Annotated in this window: 10 protein-coding genes; 5 read left to right on the top strand and 5 right to left on the bottom strand. The window is 36.4% G+C overall.

The window, feature by feature from the left end; translation table 11 throughout:
• Nucleotides 1-23 precede the first annotated feature (23 nt).
• From C0Z22_RS04355 to pyrF, 3 genes are read left to right on the top strand one after another with little or no spacing between them, the layout of a single operon-like run.
• On the top strand, nt 24-1,010 hold the full coding sequence (locus tag C0Z22_RS04355) for an aspartate carbamoyltransferase catalytic subunit (protein ID WP_103217121.1): 987 nt from the start codon (nt 24-26) through the stop codon (nt 1,008-1,010).
• The gene (gene carB / locus C0Z22_RS04350) at nt 991-5,439 is read left to right on the top strand and encodes a carbamoyl-phosphate synthase large subunit (protein WP_103217120.1); all 4,449 of its coding nucleotides are present in this window, start codon (nt 991-993) and stop codon (nt 5,437-5,439) included. Before C0Z22_RS04355 ends, carB begins: the two co-directional genes overlap by 20 nt.
• A complete protein-coding gene (gene pyrF, locus C0Z22_RS04345; RefSeq protein ID WP_103217119.1) occupies nt 5,432-6,106 on the top strand; it encodes an orotidine-5'-phosphate decarboxylase in 675 nt (224 codons plus the stop codon). The genes carB and pyrF overlap by 8 nt, the downstream gene beginning before the upstream one ends.
• Nucleotides 6,107-6,114: 8 nt before the next feature.
• Here pyrF and C0Z22_RS04340 read toward each other — a convergent pair whose 3' ends face one another.
• The gene (locus C0Z22_RS04340; protein ID WP_103217118.1) at nt 6,115-7,413 is read right to left on the bottom strand and encodes an inosine/guanosine kinase; all 1,299 of its coding nucleotides are present in this window, start codon (nt 7,411-7,413) and stop codon (nt 6,115-6,117) included.
• 53 nt (nt 7,414-7,466) lie between these two features.
• Between C0Z22_RS04340 and C0Z22_RS04335 the strand changes: the two genes are divergently transcribed.
• On the top strand, nt 7,467-8,312 hold the full coding sequence (locus tag C0Z22_RS04335) for a hypothetical protein (RefSeq protein WP_103217117.1): 846 nt from the start codon (nt 7,467-7,469) through the stop codon (nt 8,310-8,312).
• A 9-nt stretch (nt 8,313-8,321) separates the two neighbouring features.
• Here C0Z22_RS04335 and C0Z22_RS04330 read toward each other — a convergent pair whose 3' ends face one another.
• Nucleotides 8,322-8,783 carry a hypothetical protein gene (locus tag C0Z22_RS04330; protein WP_103217116.1) on the bottom strand — a complete coding sequence of 154 codons (462 nt, stop codon included), beginning with the start codon at nt 8,781-8,783 and terminating at the stop codon, nt 8,322-8,324.
• Between the two features lie 119 nt (nt 8,784-8,902).
• Here C0Z22_RS04330 and C0Z22_RS04325 point away from each other — a divergent pair, with 119 nt between their 5' ends.
• Complete coding sequence (locus C0Z22_RS04325) at nt 8,903-9,709, top strand: TIGR02147 family protein (protein ID WP_103217115.1); 807 nt, start codon at nt 8,903-8,905, stop codon at nt 9,707-9,709.
• Here C0Z22_RS04325 and C0Z22_RS04320 read toward each other — a convergent pair.
• From C0Z22_RS04320 to C0Z22_RS04310, 3 genes are all read right to left on the bottom strand, one after another.
• On the bottom strand, nt 9,702-12,539 hold the full coding sequence (locus tag C0Z22_RS04320; RefSeq protein ID WP_103217114.1) for a S8 family serine peptidase: 2,838 nt from the start codon (nt 12,537-12,539) through the stop codon (nt 9,702-9,704). The genes C0Z22_RS04325 and C0Z22_RS04320 overlap by 8 nt on opposite strands.
• Nucleotides 12,536-15,664: a hypothetical protein gene (locus tag C0Z22_RS04315; RefSeq protein ID WP_146037786.1), complete on the bottom strand. Its 3,129-nt coding sequence runs from the start codon at nt 15,662-15,664 to the stop codon at nt 12,536-12,538. Before C0Z22_RS04315 ends, C0Z22_RS04320 begins: the two co-directional genes overlap by 4 nt.
• 145 nt (nt 15,665-15,809) lie before the next feature.
• The gene (locus C0Z22_RS04310) at nt 15,810-16,655 is read right to left on the bottom strand and encodes a hypothetical protein (RefSeq protein ID WP_103217112.1); all 846 of its coding nucleotides are present in this window, start codon (nt 16,653-16,655) and stop codon (nt 15,810-15,812) included.
• Nucleotides 16,656-16,678 lie beyond the last annotated feature (23 nt).

The raw sequence follows: 16,678 nt of genomic DNA, 5'->3' as shown, positions 1-16,678 counted from the left end.
TATCTCAACACTACTGGAATGTCATGATTGGATTTCCATCTATTCTGGAAGGAATAGAAGATTTAAACCGCGAGCAAGTTGAGCAACTCCTCCACCGCGCCCAGGAACTTAAATTAGGTTCCCCGGCAAGACTTCCCCTTAAAAGAAAAATTTCAGTCGCAACATCTTTTCTTGAGAATTCAACACGAACAAAATTATCATTTGAAATGGCCATCAAGAAACTTGAAGGTATTCATATTAATTTCGATGCTGAGAAATCTTCTCTCAAAAAAGGCGAATCTCTCGAACAAACTCTATTAACTCTCTTCTATCAAGGTATTGATATTTGTATTGTTCGTACAACAGAGACAAAGTTACTGGAGCAATTTAAGGATTACCCGCCAATTAAGATAATTAATGGTGGAGATGGAACAAATCAGCACCCAACCCAGGCCCTTCTCGACTTATTCACGCTAAAAGAATATTTCAAAGGCGAGCTTGCTGGTAAGAAAGTTTGTATTGTTGGAGACTGCACTCATTCAAGAGTAACTCATTCACTTATGGATTTACTTCCACTATTTGGCATCGAGATCACACTGTGTGGACCAAAAGAGTTTATGCCTGCCCAACTGCCAGATAATAAACTAATTAAAATAAGTGATGATCTTGATGAAACGCTTAAGAATTGTGATGCGATTTATCTTCTTAGAATTCAAAATGAGCGACATGAAAAGAGCTTTGATATGTCGACATATAACCTTCAATGGGGAATCAATGTGGAGCGTCTTTTAAGTATTGGAAAGACCGCACCAATTTTTCACCCAGGCCCTGCAAATATTGGAATTGAAGTTGACAGTGAAATCGTTAACTCAGACCTCTGGATGGCCCATAAGCAAGTTGAAAACTCTATCTATATTCGAATGGCAATTATTGAGGCCATGATAACTAATGGCGACACTAAAATTGGTGCTCGTTATAATCATATCTCAGCACTAAAAGGACTAACGGAAAATGACGAAAGCAAAGTTTGATAGGCACGCACTCCTATCTCAATCCCAAGAATTACTCTTTCAAAAATCTCTTAAAACGACTCCTATTTTCCTTCATTTTCCTGACCAAACAATTTTTAAAGCCTATATTAATCTCGACAAAAATGACACTCGTCTAAAAGATGGCATCTTTGGAGAGGCCGCATTTACAACAGGAATGAGTGGGTATCAAGAAACAGCAACTGATCCATCTTTTCTAGGTCAACATATTATTTATACAACTGCTCACGTAGGAAATTATGAATTCAATGAAGAAGTCTCTCAAGGCCTAAACTCCACAAAACCTTATGCCACAAGCCTAATTGCAAGAAACTTCTCTTATAATAAATTTTTAGAAAATTGTGACTTACCACTTATAAGTGATGTCGATACAAGGGCGCTAACAAAATATCTTTCATGTAAATCAAAAGATCATCGCTGCCTAATAACGACAACAGAGCAAGCGCCAAATTTTTCAGATTACAACCTAGAGTGCAATGAGCTTTCAAAAGTTTCATCTAAAGTGAAGAAAGTTATTAGAGATGGAGATAATCCAATTGTCGTTATCGACTACGGAATTAAAAAGGCCATCGTAAATTATATAAAAGATTTAGGTTACCCTCTTGTGGTTGTACCACATAATACGCCAGCACATGAAGTTGAGGAATATAGACCAAGGATGGTCTTCTTATCTAATGGCCCAGGAGACCCTAAGCTTTATAAAGAAGAAATCAATACTGTAAGAGATTTACTTAAAACAGATATTCCAATTCGTGGAATTTGCCTAGGCCACCAACTAATAGGTCTGGCATGTGAGATGGAAACAATCAAGCTTCCTTTCGGACAAAGAGGCGCTAATCACCCTGTCTATTCTCATTATAACCAAGAACTTCTTATCACAAGTCAAAATCATGGTTATGCAATTGAAAAAGAATCTTTTGAGAGCAAGAGATTGGAAAATCAATTTGGGCTTAAGTTATTTTGTGAGTACACTTCACTATTTGATCGCTCTCTTGAAGGACTCAGAAGTTATGACTCAAGAGTTAGAAGTGTACAATTTCACCCAGAATCAAACCCTGGCCCAAAAGATGCATCCATATTCTTTAGTGAGATCAAGGAGTATCTCCAAAATGGAGCACAGGAAATTACTCCTGAAGAAATCAAGGATATTCCTGAGTATCACGAAGGAGAACTCAACTCACCATATAAGAAGATCCTATTAATTGGTTCAGGCCCTATTAAAATTGGACAAGCTTCAGAGTTTGACTACAGTGGGACACAGGCCCTTAAGTCATTAAGAGAGCTAGGATTTGAAGTAGTACTTCTTAATTCAAACCCTGCAACAATCATGACAGATAAGGATATGAGTCATCGTACTTATATCGAGCCAATTACCAAAGAGACGATTAAAAAAATCATACTAAAAGAAAAGGTTGACGCTGTTCTTTCCACAATGGGAGGCCAAACAGCACTAAATATGTGTATTGATCTAGAGAAGGAAAACTTCCTAAAAGATCACGCAGTTGCGCTCTTAGGGGCCAATATTGATACTATTGAAAAAACTGAAGATCGTGAGCTCTTTGCAAAAGAGCTGGATAAGCTTGGCTACAAATCTGGAAAGAGATTTAGTGCAAAAAGTTTTGATCACGCACTAGAGTTAGCTGATGACCAAGTGAAGTTTCCACTGATTATAAGAAGAGACTTTGCCCTTGGAGGTAAAGGAGCGGCTCTTGTTCACAATTTAGAAGAACTGGCACAAACTCTTTCTTCAAGTGATATTAAATTCCCAATCACTATGGAGAAGTCATTACTGGGCTGGAAAGAGCTTGAGCTTGAAGTTATGGTTGATAAGAACCGCTGTGGTGTTGTCATTTGCTCAATTGAGAATATCGACCCTTGTGGAATTCACACAGGAGACTCAATTACTGTTGCACCCGCACAAACGATTTCAGATCACTGCTATCAGCAATTAAGAACAATGTCGCTAAACATTGCCAAGCATATGAATGTTGTTGCAGGTGGCGCCAACGTACAATTTGCAGTTAATCCAAAAGATGAAAATGATATCGTTGTTATCGAAATGAATCCTCGCGTTTCACGCTCATCGGCACTTGCCTCAAAGGCAACAGGATATCCAATTGCAAAAATTTCGGCCGGACTTGCTGTAGGTTTAACACTATTTGAAATTCTAAACGATATTACACGTATCTCACCTGTTGCATTCGAGCCTACGCTAGACTATGTGGCGATTAAGATTCCAATCTTCCCATTTAATAAGTTCCCTTCAAGCTCTCAAATCCTCGGTCCCCAAATGAGATCAGTTGGAGAAGTTTTAGCTCTTGGAGGAAGTTTCAATGAAGCTTTTATGAAAGCTTTAAGAGCAACAGAGCAAGGACTTGAGATTCCAAGTCTTGAGCAGCTTAAGACGACACCATATCCGATAACACAAGATTACTTACTAGAGCGATTAAAGAATCAAAGAGAATTATCACTACTTACTGTTTTAGAAGCACTAAGATTTGGGATATCGCCACAAAAGATTCATGAAGTAAGTGCGATTACTCCTTGGTTTATCGATCAAATGGTTTGCTTCTTAGATAAGGAATTGCAGTTAAAAGAAGATTCACAAATAATCAACAACCAAGACGAACTCTATGAATTAAAGAAATTCGGTTTCTCAGATAAGTACCTGGCCCTTCTTTCTGGAAAAAGCCAGGAGCAAATTCTCGACAAAAGAATTGAAGCTGGAATAAGGCCAGTCTTTAAGGCCGTTGATACATGTTCGGGGGAATTTAATGCCCTAACACCATACTTCTACTCGACTTATACACAATTTAATGATGTTCAAAGAATTAGCGAAGAGAGTTGTGCAATCTTTGGCTCAGGGCCAAACCGAATCGGACAAGGTATTGAGTTTGATTACTCATGTGTAAAAAGTGCTAAAGAGCTTAAAGAGCAAGGTATTAAATCAATTCTTCTTAACTCTAATCCTGAAACAGTTTCAACTGATTATGATAGCTCAGACAGACTCTACCTGAGCCCACTATTTTCAGAAGATCTTTATGAGATTCTAACTTTTGAAAACCCTACTCATGTTATTACATCATTTAGTGGGCAGACAGGAATAAACATACGTGCTCATCTTGAGGCACCTTTTAGAACAAAACACCAAGAATTTAATTTTCTAGGCCCAAGTCTTGAACTTCTCGATACAGTTGAGGACCGTAAGCGCTTTGATCTTCTAACCAAAGAGATCGATCTTGCACATACAACATCAAGAGAAGTTAGAGGTTATAAAAACCTTATCAGTACAATTACAGAAATCGGTTATCCAGTTATTATAAGGCCTAGTTATGTAATTGGTGGTGAAAGTATGTTTATCTTTGAAGGGCCACAGGACATTGAAAACCTTCCAGAAGAAATTCTAAAATCCCTTCACGAAAACACTATCACTTTCCAAGTTGAAAATTATATTTCGAATGCTCTTGAGTATGATGTCGATCTTATTCGAGACAAAAATGGAAATACTGTTTTTACTATTTGTGAGCATATTGAATATGCAGGTGTTCACTCAGGGGATTCAGGAATGATCTCTCCTCCTGTAAAGGCCAGAGATGAAATAGTGGATAAAATGAGAAAACTTGCCACTGATATGGCCAATACAATGGAGATAACGGGACCAATTAATTTCCAATTTGCCCTTAAAAATGACGAGATCTACTGTATCGAGGCCAACCCAAGAGGTTCAAGAACAATCCCATTTCTATCAAAGGCCTATGATGTAAACCTTGCGGCCATCGCAACAAGAGCACTTCTAGGCAAAGAGATTAAAAACCATCACAATTTCAAAAGTGATTATAAGATTATTAAACAATCGACTTTTCCATTTGACCGTTTCGTACAAGACTCAATTATTCTTGGTCCAAAAATGAGATCAACTGGTGAAACTTTAGGGATTGATAAGAATGGGGATATCGCCATGATTAAGTCTTATCTTGGAAATTACCCAGATCTTCTAACTAAGAAGTCTGTTCTCCTATCTCTTGCGAGAAAAGATGATGAGCAATTGATTCAAAATATAAAAGAGCTAAATTCTCTAGGTTTTAAATTCTTTGCCACAAAGGGAACTTACTCATTCTTAAGTGATGAATGTGGAATCAAGGCAACACTAGTAGATAAACTTTCAGATGATGGGAGTAATATTGGAATGCTAGAGGCCATTAAGAATGAAGATCTTGCGATGGTTTTAAATACGCCTCTAAATCAAGGACGCTCAAAATCAGATGGTGAATTCATTAGAAACACGGCCATTCAATATGCAATCCCTTGTTTTACGAGAATTGAAAATATCAATGCTGTCTGTAAGGCCATTATTTCGGCCAACAAAGCTCAGGCAACACCGGTTAGCCTTCAGGAGATGACGAATGAATAAAACCTTTGTTGCCCTTGATGGAATGAATAGACAAGAGGTCTTAGATCTCTTGTCTCAGTATCCACAAATAAAAAATGTCAAAATTGGCCTTGAGTTATTTCTCCGCTACGGACGAGAGCTAGTTAAGGAAATAAAGGAAAAATTTAAAGTACAAATATTTCTTGATCTAAAGCTACATGACATTCCAACAACTGTTGCTAAAGCATGCAATGCTCTTGAGGGATTAGATATTCGCTTTCTCACTGTTCATGCAACGGGAGGCGCCGCGATGCTAAGTCTTGCTCAAGAAAGTATTTCAAAAGTAATTCCAGGTTGTGAGATTTTGGCGGTAACAATCCTAACCTCTCACGATCAAGATGATATTCAAAATATCTGGGGAAGAAGTCATAAAGATGCGCTTATAAACTTACTCCAGGAAGTTAAGGCCTCAAGTGTTAGAGGGATTGTATGCTCAGGTCTTGATCTTGATATTGTTAATTTCTTTGAAAATGAAAGTAATCTCAACTTTTCTAAAGTATGTCCGGGAATTAGACTTGATGGAGACCATGACGATCAGGTTAGAGTCATGACACCAGAAGCGGCCATAAAGGCGGGTGCTAACTATCTTGTGGTTGGCAGACCGATTACAAAGAATCCAGAGGTTTTACAAGAAAACCTCTTTCCTTGAAAATTTTCTTACATATCCCAGTAGCTCTCTTCTAGACTTTGTTCCTTAACAGGTAGGTTATGAGAAAGTCTAGGAGACTTCTGTTTCAAAACTTCATAACTTGTTCGGTTAGCATACTTACAAAGTTGGTGAATCGAAGAATAAGTTAGGTATTTCCCGTCATGCTTAATTGAATGAGGAAGCAGCTTTTGGTGATAAACATTGGCCGCAATATCGTGAAGAATGGCCGATAAAGCAGCATCCCCTGCACCATTAGTATTTTCAATATTCTCAGGCCCTCCCATAAAAGGATTAATATGAGAGTAAATTTTCATAGGCTCTTGGCAATCAACTTTTAACTGAGAACGTGAATATTCGAATTGGTTATAATTTTCAATCGACTTAGAATGTAGCTTATCTTTTGTTTCACGGGCCCTTGTCTGACAGGCCCAAGAGGCAATATAAAGCCCTCTTTCCCCATCTGTGATTAGAGCAAGATCAGTATAATCTAAAATAGATTCTCCTATTAGAAGTGGATCATCAATATCAAGAAGGGCCTGGGCCTCATCACGGTTCATCGCTAGAACATTTACATTCTCTCTAATGAATTCTTTGAAAAAGTGTGTATCACTTTCAATAAGAGAGCTTGTTCCAAGAGCAAAAACGACAGGTACATTATTTTCCTTAGCAATATTTACGGCCTTAAGAGTGGCCTTGAATAGAGGCGCATTGCGATCTCTTAATAAGAAGGCCGTCACAAGTAATGCACTAGAATTTTTAATAAGATCATCAGGAATAAACTCTTCAGTAAGTTGATTCATAATCCCCTTACCAATTGCAAAAGTTCGCTCCTTATCTGGAGTAATAAGACACATTGCCCTCGCCATCTTACCAGCACATGGCTGAAGATAGCTAAAGTCTACTTTTGAAGAAGTGCTACAAATATATTTAAAGGCGTAGTCACCTACTTTAATCGTTTCACAAATTGTTCCAAGAGCAAAAGATTGGTCGTCCGACAATACCGAGTAATTATGTAATGTATTACCAACGGCTCCACCAGCATACTGGCCAAGTATTCTTCCCTCTTCGTAAGAGCGCTGATACAAGTCTTCCACGTCCTTATCTGATAGAACATAAGACTCTCCGGCCTTAAGCTTAAATTCTTCTAGAAGCTCAAATGAAGCGTCGACTTCGATATCAACAAGCAGTTGATCGATACCAACAATATAAACATTTTCTTTGCGGTTAAAATCTGTTTCAAAAGAAAGTCGACCTTTAGCACTTACTGGGAAATAATGCTTTGATCTTCTCTTACCTGGAAATCTCATAAATAATCCTAAACTAATGTAGTCAAAAATTCTATTTTGATTATAATAGATATATGAAAAAACTTTTAGTGTTAATTTTTTCTCTTACTCAATTAAGTTCTCTCGCCTATCGTTTTGCTGTGACAAAATCACGCCAAACAATTGTTTATGCTGATGTAAATTTATCGGCACCAATTGGCTACATTCGAAGTGGCCGTAAAATCAAAGTTGGTGACAATGACTTAAAACAAGGCACGATTGTACCACTAGTTGTATCAGGAAAGATTGCATATGTGAGAACTAATGATATTAGTTACTCAATAGATGGCACTAAACTCGAGCACGTTCCAGAATTAACGGACCACGATGTAAAAACGATTTTCACTAATGATGCTCAAAGATTAAGAGAAAATAGCTTCTTCTCGCTAGACTATTCTAGACTTGAAGTTGGAACTGACTGGGATAGCTTTCAAGCACAATATGCCAACGAGACTTCACCTGCTTTTAATCGTATAAATCTTGCGATTGAATACAGAGACCCAAAACATCGCCATGGCTTTAAAATTTCTCTTGGCTATCTTTTCGCCTCCGCAACTTATAGCTCAATCAACAGCATTCTCGGTGAACTACAGTACCAATATCGCTTCATTAATCGAAATAGCTTTGTAGCAGAAGGCTACTTTGGTGCAATCTTAACCGGTGATTTTGAACAAGAGAACTTCGGTGAAAAAGCAACAGGTATGGCCTATGGTTATAATATTGGTGGCCGTATAAGGATTGCTCCGTACTCAAGAATTGGCTTCTACGGACAGGCCGGGATATCGACTTTATATACTAGTTCAATGGATACTCTTGTCACAGAGACTGTTTCATCTGTAGGTGGTGTGACAATCGGTGCTGGAATAAGCTTTCGCCTCTAGCTCAAAGAGCTAGAAGCATTTAATTGAATTATTTTCGCCGTTTTCATTTCTATAACTAATAAAAATCTGATCAAGATTCTCATCGTAATCTACTTTAACAAGATAATTGTCAAATACACCTGAGAACATATAACGACTTTTCATTGAAACAAAAACAGAAAGATAAATTGTACTATCACTAGGACTTTCTTGATCGAAGTTATTAAGAGAGTAAATATTAAATTTCAGCTCATCTTCAGCAATCGATAAAGCTGACTTCTGTCCATCTAAACATACTTTCTTGTAATCTCTTTTGATTACATCGATTACAATATCTTCAATTTCATCAGCACCCCAACCAGTCTTAGCACCCCATCCAGTTTTAAAATCAATATCAATTTGATTTCCTTTGTACGTGAAAGGGTTCTCACTTGAAATAAGTGCGAAAGTATTAAATGAGATAAGAATAGATAGTAAAATTGATTTTAGCATTTCAGTCCCTTATGTATGATGGGGATATTTATCCTATACTCAAGCATTTTCATCAAGTATGTGTGTAATATATTTAGGTACTTACTAAATGTTTTCTAAGAGATGTCGATACGTAAACCATGGAAATTAGGGGTATAGACCTATTTAGCTATATTGATTATCGTCAATACTTAGAAGATATCTATCTAAGTCGTAAAGCAGTCGATAAAAAGTATACATTTGGCCGTTGGGCCAAGGAGCTTGGAATATCAAGTGTCTCAGGCCTAACCATGATTATAAAAGGCCAAAGGCATCCAGGGCCACAAATAACGGCCATGCTCATTAAGAATCTTGAACTCAATAAGAAAGAGGCCGAATTCTTTCAAACCTTAGTTGATGCTAAAAAGAATTCTAAAGGAGATGAAGAAACCTTTAAGGCCATAGTAGAAAAACGTACTTCTGATGTAACAAGATCTGATCGACAGGTTGAATTTAAATGGGAAATGGCCCTTTTAAGAGAAATGCTTAAATGGAGTGATTTTAATACGATTAAAGATCTTAATTCTAAAAAATTAATCTATAAAGGTCATGAAGATTACGCACAAATCATCAAACAAATGAAGAGTGCAAAAATCATCAATATAGAAAATTCTAAAATTTATCTGAACAAAGATTATACCCCACAATACAAACTTGATATGTCACAGTTCTTACCTCTTCATAAAGAGATTTGTGAACTATCAAGTGACAGCTATTACCTTCCAAAGGAACAAAGGGTCTTAGAACACTTTCTAATCAATGTGAAAAAGTCTGAGCTTTCAAATGCTAAGAAAAAGATCATGCAGTTTATCGATGAATTTACAGAAGAGTTTGACTGCGAAAATGGCAACAGTGAAGAGCATCAAATCTTTACATTATCGACACTCTTCTTTCCTTTCACTAATTAATTGCACCATTTGAAATGAGTACAGATGACAAATTATCAGGGCCAAGGCAATGAAGCCTTATTTGCATATATTTTTCAACTTGTGTATGCCCTATCAGTGCACATTGAGAAGGTACTGCATAATTATATTTTAGCATCTTACTTAAACTCTGATCTTCACTTGTAATCAAACGAATATTATCACCGAAAAGTCTTTGCATATCAGTATAGATAGCACCTTGAGACGGACTGATTTGGCCCATTTGAAAGAGCTGAGAAAAATTCCCACCCGGAAAACTTGATTCACGGTTAATGGCCGTTTTCGAAGTTCTAATAATTTTTTTACCATCAGTAACAACTAAATGAATATGATAACGACCTTCAATGTAAACAGAGTAGGCTTCATCTTCTTTATAGACGGCCAGAATTGAAGCTAAAGGATCATTCCAGTCACTTTGGAAACGAAGAGTTCTTCCTCCATCAGAGAGCTTAAATGAGAGTTTATTCAACTCCTGCTGGCGTGTAATAAGATACTCATCAATAAAATCACCATTTGCCGTCGATCTTATTGTAGCAATATTAGATTGATGAATCTGGAGAGATCTTCCCTTTTTATCAATTGTAAAAGAGTCGATATCATCAAATACGATTTCATAATATTCATTAAATGTAACTTCTCCAACGGCGTAAACAAGCCTAACTCGCCCACTATTTTGAGAGGATTTATCTTGTTCAAGATAAGATACGAATTGTAGTTTTTTGAAGAATGGAAGATCAAGCATCTTTCTTAATTTAGAATCAAATTTATATGATTCTAGAGTTCGAATCTGCAACTTCAATTTTTCCTCTTCAAGAGAAGGTAGAAGGTAATATGGCCTTTTCTTTTGGATATTATTCATAAAATCAATTGGATCTGCATTATTATCAATTTGCGGTAATTCAAATACCTTACTAACAAGCGGAACCAAGACTGTTCCCAACTCTTTAGTTTGGGCCTTGATAAAATTGAAATATGGCCTACCACGATTAAAATCAAGACCACCAAATTGAGTCGCATTTAAGCTCCAGCTTGAATATTTGCCAAATAACGGCCTACCTCTTGAGTCAAATGACTCAAGAATATACTCTCTATTATTAGCAGAAGTTCCATAAACTAGAATATCTAATTTACCATCAACATTCATATCGACTTTCATGACACTAATAACTTTTATGTCTTGCGAGAAATTGATTTGAAAAGGCTCAAATGATTTATTCTCTTCAGATAGGTAGAATATGCTTTTTAATGAGCGACTATTTAAAACAAAATAATCCTGTTCACTCTTGCTAGCATTGAACTCGATAACTTTTTGAAGTTGGGAACTCTTAATATTTGGAGCGATTCTTAAAAGAGCACCTGCTGCAATTTTAGAAATCTTCTTACTTTCAACAATAGGTAGTGGAATGAAGAATTGAGCTTCAAAAGATTTTGAAGAAAGAGATACTCCATCATGAATGAGCTCCAAATGAAGATTTTGCCAGCTCTCAATATCTAGGCCACTTAAATAAGAACTTAACTCAATTCGATTAAGGCCCTTATTTAAGTTATTCTTTTTACAACTTCTTGTGGGATCAAAAACAATTGAGGACAAACAAATATCCACATTTTCTAAAATCTGATTTGAATGAATATCAAAACTCATTTTAGCGAACGGCCTTTTATTCTTATCAAATGAAACTGAAATACTATCGATATTCTTTGTTAGAAATAAAGGAGAAAGAAGAGTATTAGAAATCTCATTAAATGAATTATGAAAACGTTGATAATCAGGAGAATTTAATTCTGATGCCTCTAGAGTTCTTGAAGTTGCATTAAGCCTTGCAAGAAACTCATAACTATTAGTCTTAACTTCTTTAAGCTTTGCTGCTGCAGCCAGGGCCGTGACATGAGCAATAGAAAATGATGTACCAGTTTTAATATCATAATTTCCGACACGTAGTACAGTCGACTCCATACTAGATGGAATCGTCCCAACGAGCTTCTCTCCAGGGGCAAATATATCTACAGTTTGTCCATAATTTGACGAGGATACTTTTTGTCCCTGAATATCATAACCTCCAACACAAACTACACCATTATAATTACATGGAAATATATTTCTTCTCTTATTATTATTTCCTGCTGAAGCTACAATAATAACGTTTTTCTTAAGTGCATATTCAATGGCACTTACGATCTGTGGAGTTTCAATGACTTTAGGAATACCAAGTGATAGATTGAGAACTTGTGCACCATTATTAACGGCAAAAGCAATGGCCTTTGCAATATAGCTAGAAACAACACTTCCCTCATGCGTAAAGCCTCTAAAATTAGTAATCGCTTTAATTGGCATAATTTCAATATTTTCAGGAAGGAGTCCGTCAACGCCGAGCCCATCTTTTTTAGCGGCCAATAGCCCGGCCACAAAAGTACCGTGTCCAATATCATCTGAAACATTTCCATTTCCATCAAGAACATTATAGCCACGACATGGTAGTGCCTTTTTCTCTTCCTCACTCTTACCGATACAGCCTGGATAATTCCAAATATTGTCTTTTAGCTCAGGATGATCAACGTCTACACCAGTATCTATAACCGCTACGATAATTTTCTTAGAACCAAATGAAGCTAATTGCTTCTCTGTAAAGTAATTTACATCAACACCTTTTATACCCTCTATATTTTCAAATCCAAGCTCAGAGATTTTCCTAATATAAGACTGACCAGTATTTTTGATATTCCACTGTCTCCCAGAAAGATCTACTGCAAAAGCCTTCTGACTAGATAGAGCATATAACATGATAAAAAGGAGCATTATATTTCTTATTATCATTTTAGTGTCTCCCTATACCAAAGACCTAAAACTTCGGCCTTAATCATTCCAAGGACAGTAACTAATTTATTAATTGGCCCACCAAAATTTCGAGAATTAATCTTCCCATATGAATTTCCAACAATAGGCTTAGTCATTAGCTCACTTCCAACACGGTAGCCAGAAAGTTGAGATTCAATATACATATTATCTTCACCGAAAAATTCGAGTAAAGTTCTTGCATCAACGTATTTAGCAAAATAGTGACCAACATGAGCTAGACACTTAAGACCTTTTTCAGTCTTTGCCTTATTTAAATACTTATTACACCAATATAGCTTACTCTTAATAGGATCAAGGTCGCCACAACGTAGCTGTTCAGATATCGTTCGCCCGGAGTTATCATTGTCTCGATTTCCACCTCTAAAACAATTTCTTACTTTCATTTTTTCGGAAATCTTATCTAAATCTCTTGATGTAATTGAGAGAATTTTTTTAACTGACTTATCAAAGAAGTGAATTTTACTCTCAAGACGAACAAAGTGCATATCACCAGCATCATTCGCATCTGAAGGCGTATAGAAATCAAGATTGAAAGCTTCATTCTCTTTTTTAAGATACTTCTTAATTGTCTTCTCCTTCATGATCGCTTTCTCATGAGTTTTACGATAGTGAAGATAAAGCTCATTCATGTTATCAAAGCTTGCCTTGGCATTTATATCACTTAATTTAGATTCAAACTTAGTTTCATAAGTCGTTGCGGCCCCAAAAAGCTCTTTACCTGGGTTCTGATAGTAGTGCTTGGCCTCTTCAATCATAGGGATATAGCTCTTATCAAAGCTTACTTCTAAATTATTAATAAATTTCTTTAGATGATAAGAGGCAATATTCTTTAAGAATTTTCCAGCAGCGATCCCATCCATTTCACCATAAGTCGATGATATTAACTTAATATTGACTTGATCCTTAATTTTCACAAAAAGCTCTGTAATAGACTTTAAAGTACGTGAAACAAAGAAAAGTAGATTTAGGTTAAAAGTAGAATCCTTTGAATGATTATACAATTGAATATCTTCTGGCCCCATTGCTTCATTAGAACGATCTCTTAGAATAGAAAGGAACTTAACCGCATTTTTAGAAAATTCTAAATCTTCTTGTTCAGGGTCCATATTGATTTCATAAAACTTTAAATCAAGCTTTGACTTAATTGCGGCCGCTTCACTCATAATAATTGGAATTAAATATGAAAGGCCACCACGTGCCCTAACCTCACTAACATTGGCCTCATCATAGTAGACTTGAAACTTGTACTTTGACTTTCTTGTAATATGAATTCTCGAAAGTTCCTTATATTTTGTACTGATTGAACCATAACCGTTTGCAACGCCGAATAAAGGAGCATTTAGAGAAAGAGTTACATCAGGTACAACTGAAGTCGAAATAATAATGGACTCACCAACACCAAATTGCTGAGAAACTTCATTATAAATTGCGTGAAGATCCTCTCTTCTCGTTTCATTATCAAGGTCTGAGATATTGATTGACTGCTTAAGCTTTTCTTCAATATTACGAAGTGTCTTACCTACTAGCATATTCTTATATGGAGTCTTTACGGCGACTCTTAGGTCTTGAACTGGCCTTACATGCGTGTAACTTGTATTGATCCCAATATTTGGAAAAACTGACCCACCTGTTGTTTGAGAAATAAATCTTTCTAGGCCAATAAATAGGCCAAGGTTTGTTGTGAAGCCAATTGTGTCAGCAAGCTGAACAAAGTTGTCCGTACCAAGGCTTTGACCAACAACGATGTCTCGGCCAAATATAATATTTCCTCTAACAACTGGAGACTTCCAAGATGAGAAAGGTAGAGGTGGAAACTCTCCATGTTCCGCAAAATAATCAATAGCGTAGTCTTTATTTGCAAGGAAATCTTCTTGTAACCACTTAACCTTGGCCTTTGATAGATCAAATGCGCTAAGTCCTTCACTAATTTTGCCCGTAATCCATTTGAATGTACTACTTTGCGCTTCAGAAAAGAGAAAGGCCGGAATATCATCCATTGGCGACTTACTAGCACCGAAGCTAAACTGGCCAGCGTAACCTTCAAATTCATGTGGAATTAGAAATCCATCTTTAACAAGAGGGTCTTTAATATCCTTAATATATTCAATAAGTGGTGCATTTAACTTAAGTGTTGATATAAGGTTATTTCGACGGCCAATAATCTTTTCAATTAATAGTTTTTCAACGACGGCCGGATAGTGTGACTGCTTTACGACTTGGGTAATCTCGTGGCGATTAAGATCACCGATTAATCGCGAAATCCATTTTACATCATCATAAGTAGCACTGAAATCAGTTGAACTAGGATACTCAAAAAGTAAGTGATCATTTTTTATTTTTAGAAAATTAAAAGAATACTTATTAATCGATTCTTCAAGATTTAGAAGTGAATAAACCACGATAAGACTTCTTAGTGTTCTTAAGTCTTTTGTGTCATTAATTGATGTAAGAGCAACATCATAGAAATCGTCTTCTTTAGGCTGCCTTACAAAGATATCTTTTAAAACAAGAAAATCACTTCCCTCTTCAACTAGCCAGTTTTTATAAGAAGCACCCAACTTAATTACTAGCTCAACATCTTTGAAGTAATCTTTTTGCTTTTCATCTTTGAAGTTAATTCTTATATTTTTAAGATACTTCGAAGCTGGAACAACATAACCTAATCTTCTAAGCATATTCTTTCTAAGAAGAATCGTATGAAGTGTTTTAGATAAATGTACCTGAAAATTTCCTTCTCCATTTTGTGCATTAAACCTCAAAACTCCCGCAGGAGAGCTAATCACACCAGAAAAATTCAAAGTTTCAAAGTCGTTAATTGGTAAGTTGAGATCATCTTTGTAATCGGAGAAATTATTGGCGCCATTCCAAAGATTAGATAAAACGGGAGATAGAGTTGAAAGATCAACTCCTTCGGCCTGAAGCTCATATGCTTGTTCTGAATCAATTGGCCCATATTCTATACTATAAAGATCACCTGCTGGAAGTGATTCACCATTAATGGCAACAAGTCCATCGGCGGCGTAAACTTTGGCCGTTAAGATCGAGATCAGTAAAATCAATATACTTAAATTTAATATTTTCATTACGTTATAAAATAACAATATTTGGCGCATGAGACCGATCTTTTGAAAGATCTACAAGTGCTGTTTAAGCGATGTACAAGTTCAAAATAAAAGGGCCTATTCAGGCCCTCTTAAATGTGTGGTATTTGGATATAATTTCAATGACTTATAATTCAATTGAAAGTAGCTCTGGAAGAATGACGTCTTCGATATTTTGAGTCGTTGTTCCTAGGTGTCCAGCTACATCATCAATGATTTGTTCACGTGCATTTAGATCATTTTTAGCTGCCATAAACTCTTCGATTGATTTACCTGTGAAGTGCTTGATATTGTTTGCGATTGCTTGTTGATCTTGCTCAAGTAGCTCACCATCTTTTGCATTATCAAGCATCTTTTTAACTTCTTTTTCCATCGTTACTAGAGAAAGTGCCTTATCAGCAGGAAGCTTGAAGGCCTGAGAGTATAGAGATGCTTTATTGAACATCTGTAGCTCTTCATCATTTGCGGCCATAAGACCTGTATCCATTGTCTCTTCTTCATCTTCATAGTAGTAACCAGTATCAAAACCTTGGAATACTGGATCACCAAATACATCAGATCCTACATAATCAACGATTTCATAGTTATCACCCCATCCATCACCGATGATTCCATAGTCCCAAGCATCATCTGATTGAATGTCACGGAACTCATCAGCTAAACCTTGGTTATTCGAATAGTAATCCCAATATGCAAGTGTTCTTAGGTATGTAATATCAACTGCTACGAACTCATTATACTTAGCATCGAAATAAACAAAGAAATCTTCTCTAAGAGAATCATACTGATCCTTCTCAAGAGTGTTTAGGTCATAGTAATAAGGATCTACACTATTAAGTGCCGATACAAAACCTTGTGCTGTCACATATGGAGAAGTGTATCTTCCATAAGTAGACGATGAACTTGAGCCTCCGCTCCCACCGCAAGAAACAAGTAACGTACCAAGTGCTGCAACCGCTAATAATTTTTTCATTTATACTCTCCCTCAAAAAAATT

The organism is Halobacteriovorax sp. DA5 (assembly GCF_002903145.1).
In the GTDB taxonomy this organism is placed as follows: Bacteria; Bdellovibrionota; Bacteriovoracia; order Bacteriovoracales; family Bacteriovoracaceae; genus Halobacteriovorax_A.
This window is presented reverse-complemented; position numbering and strand designations above follow the sequence as displayed.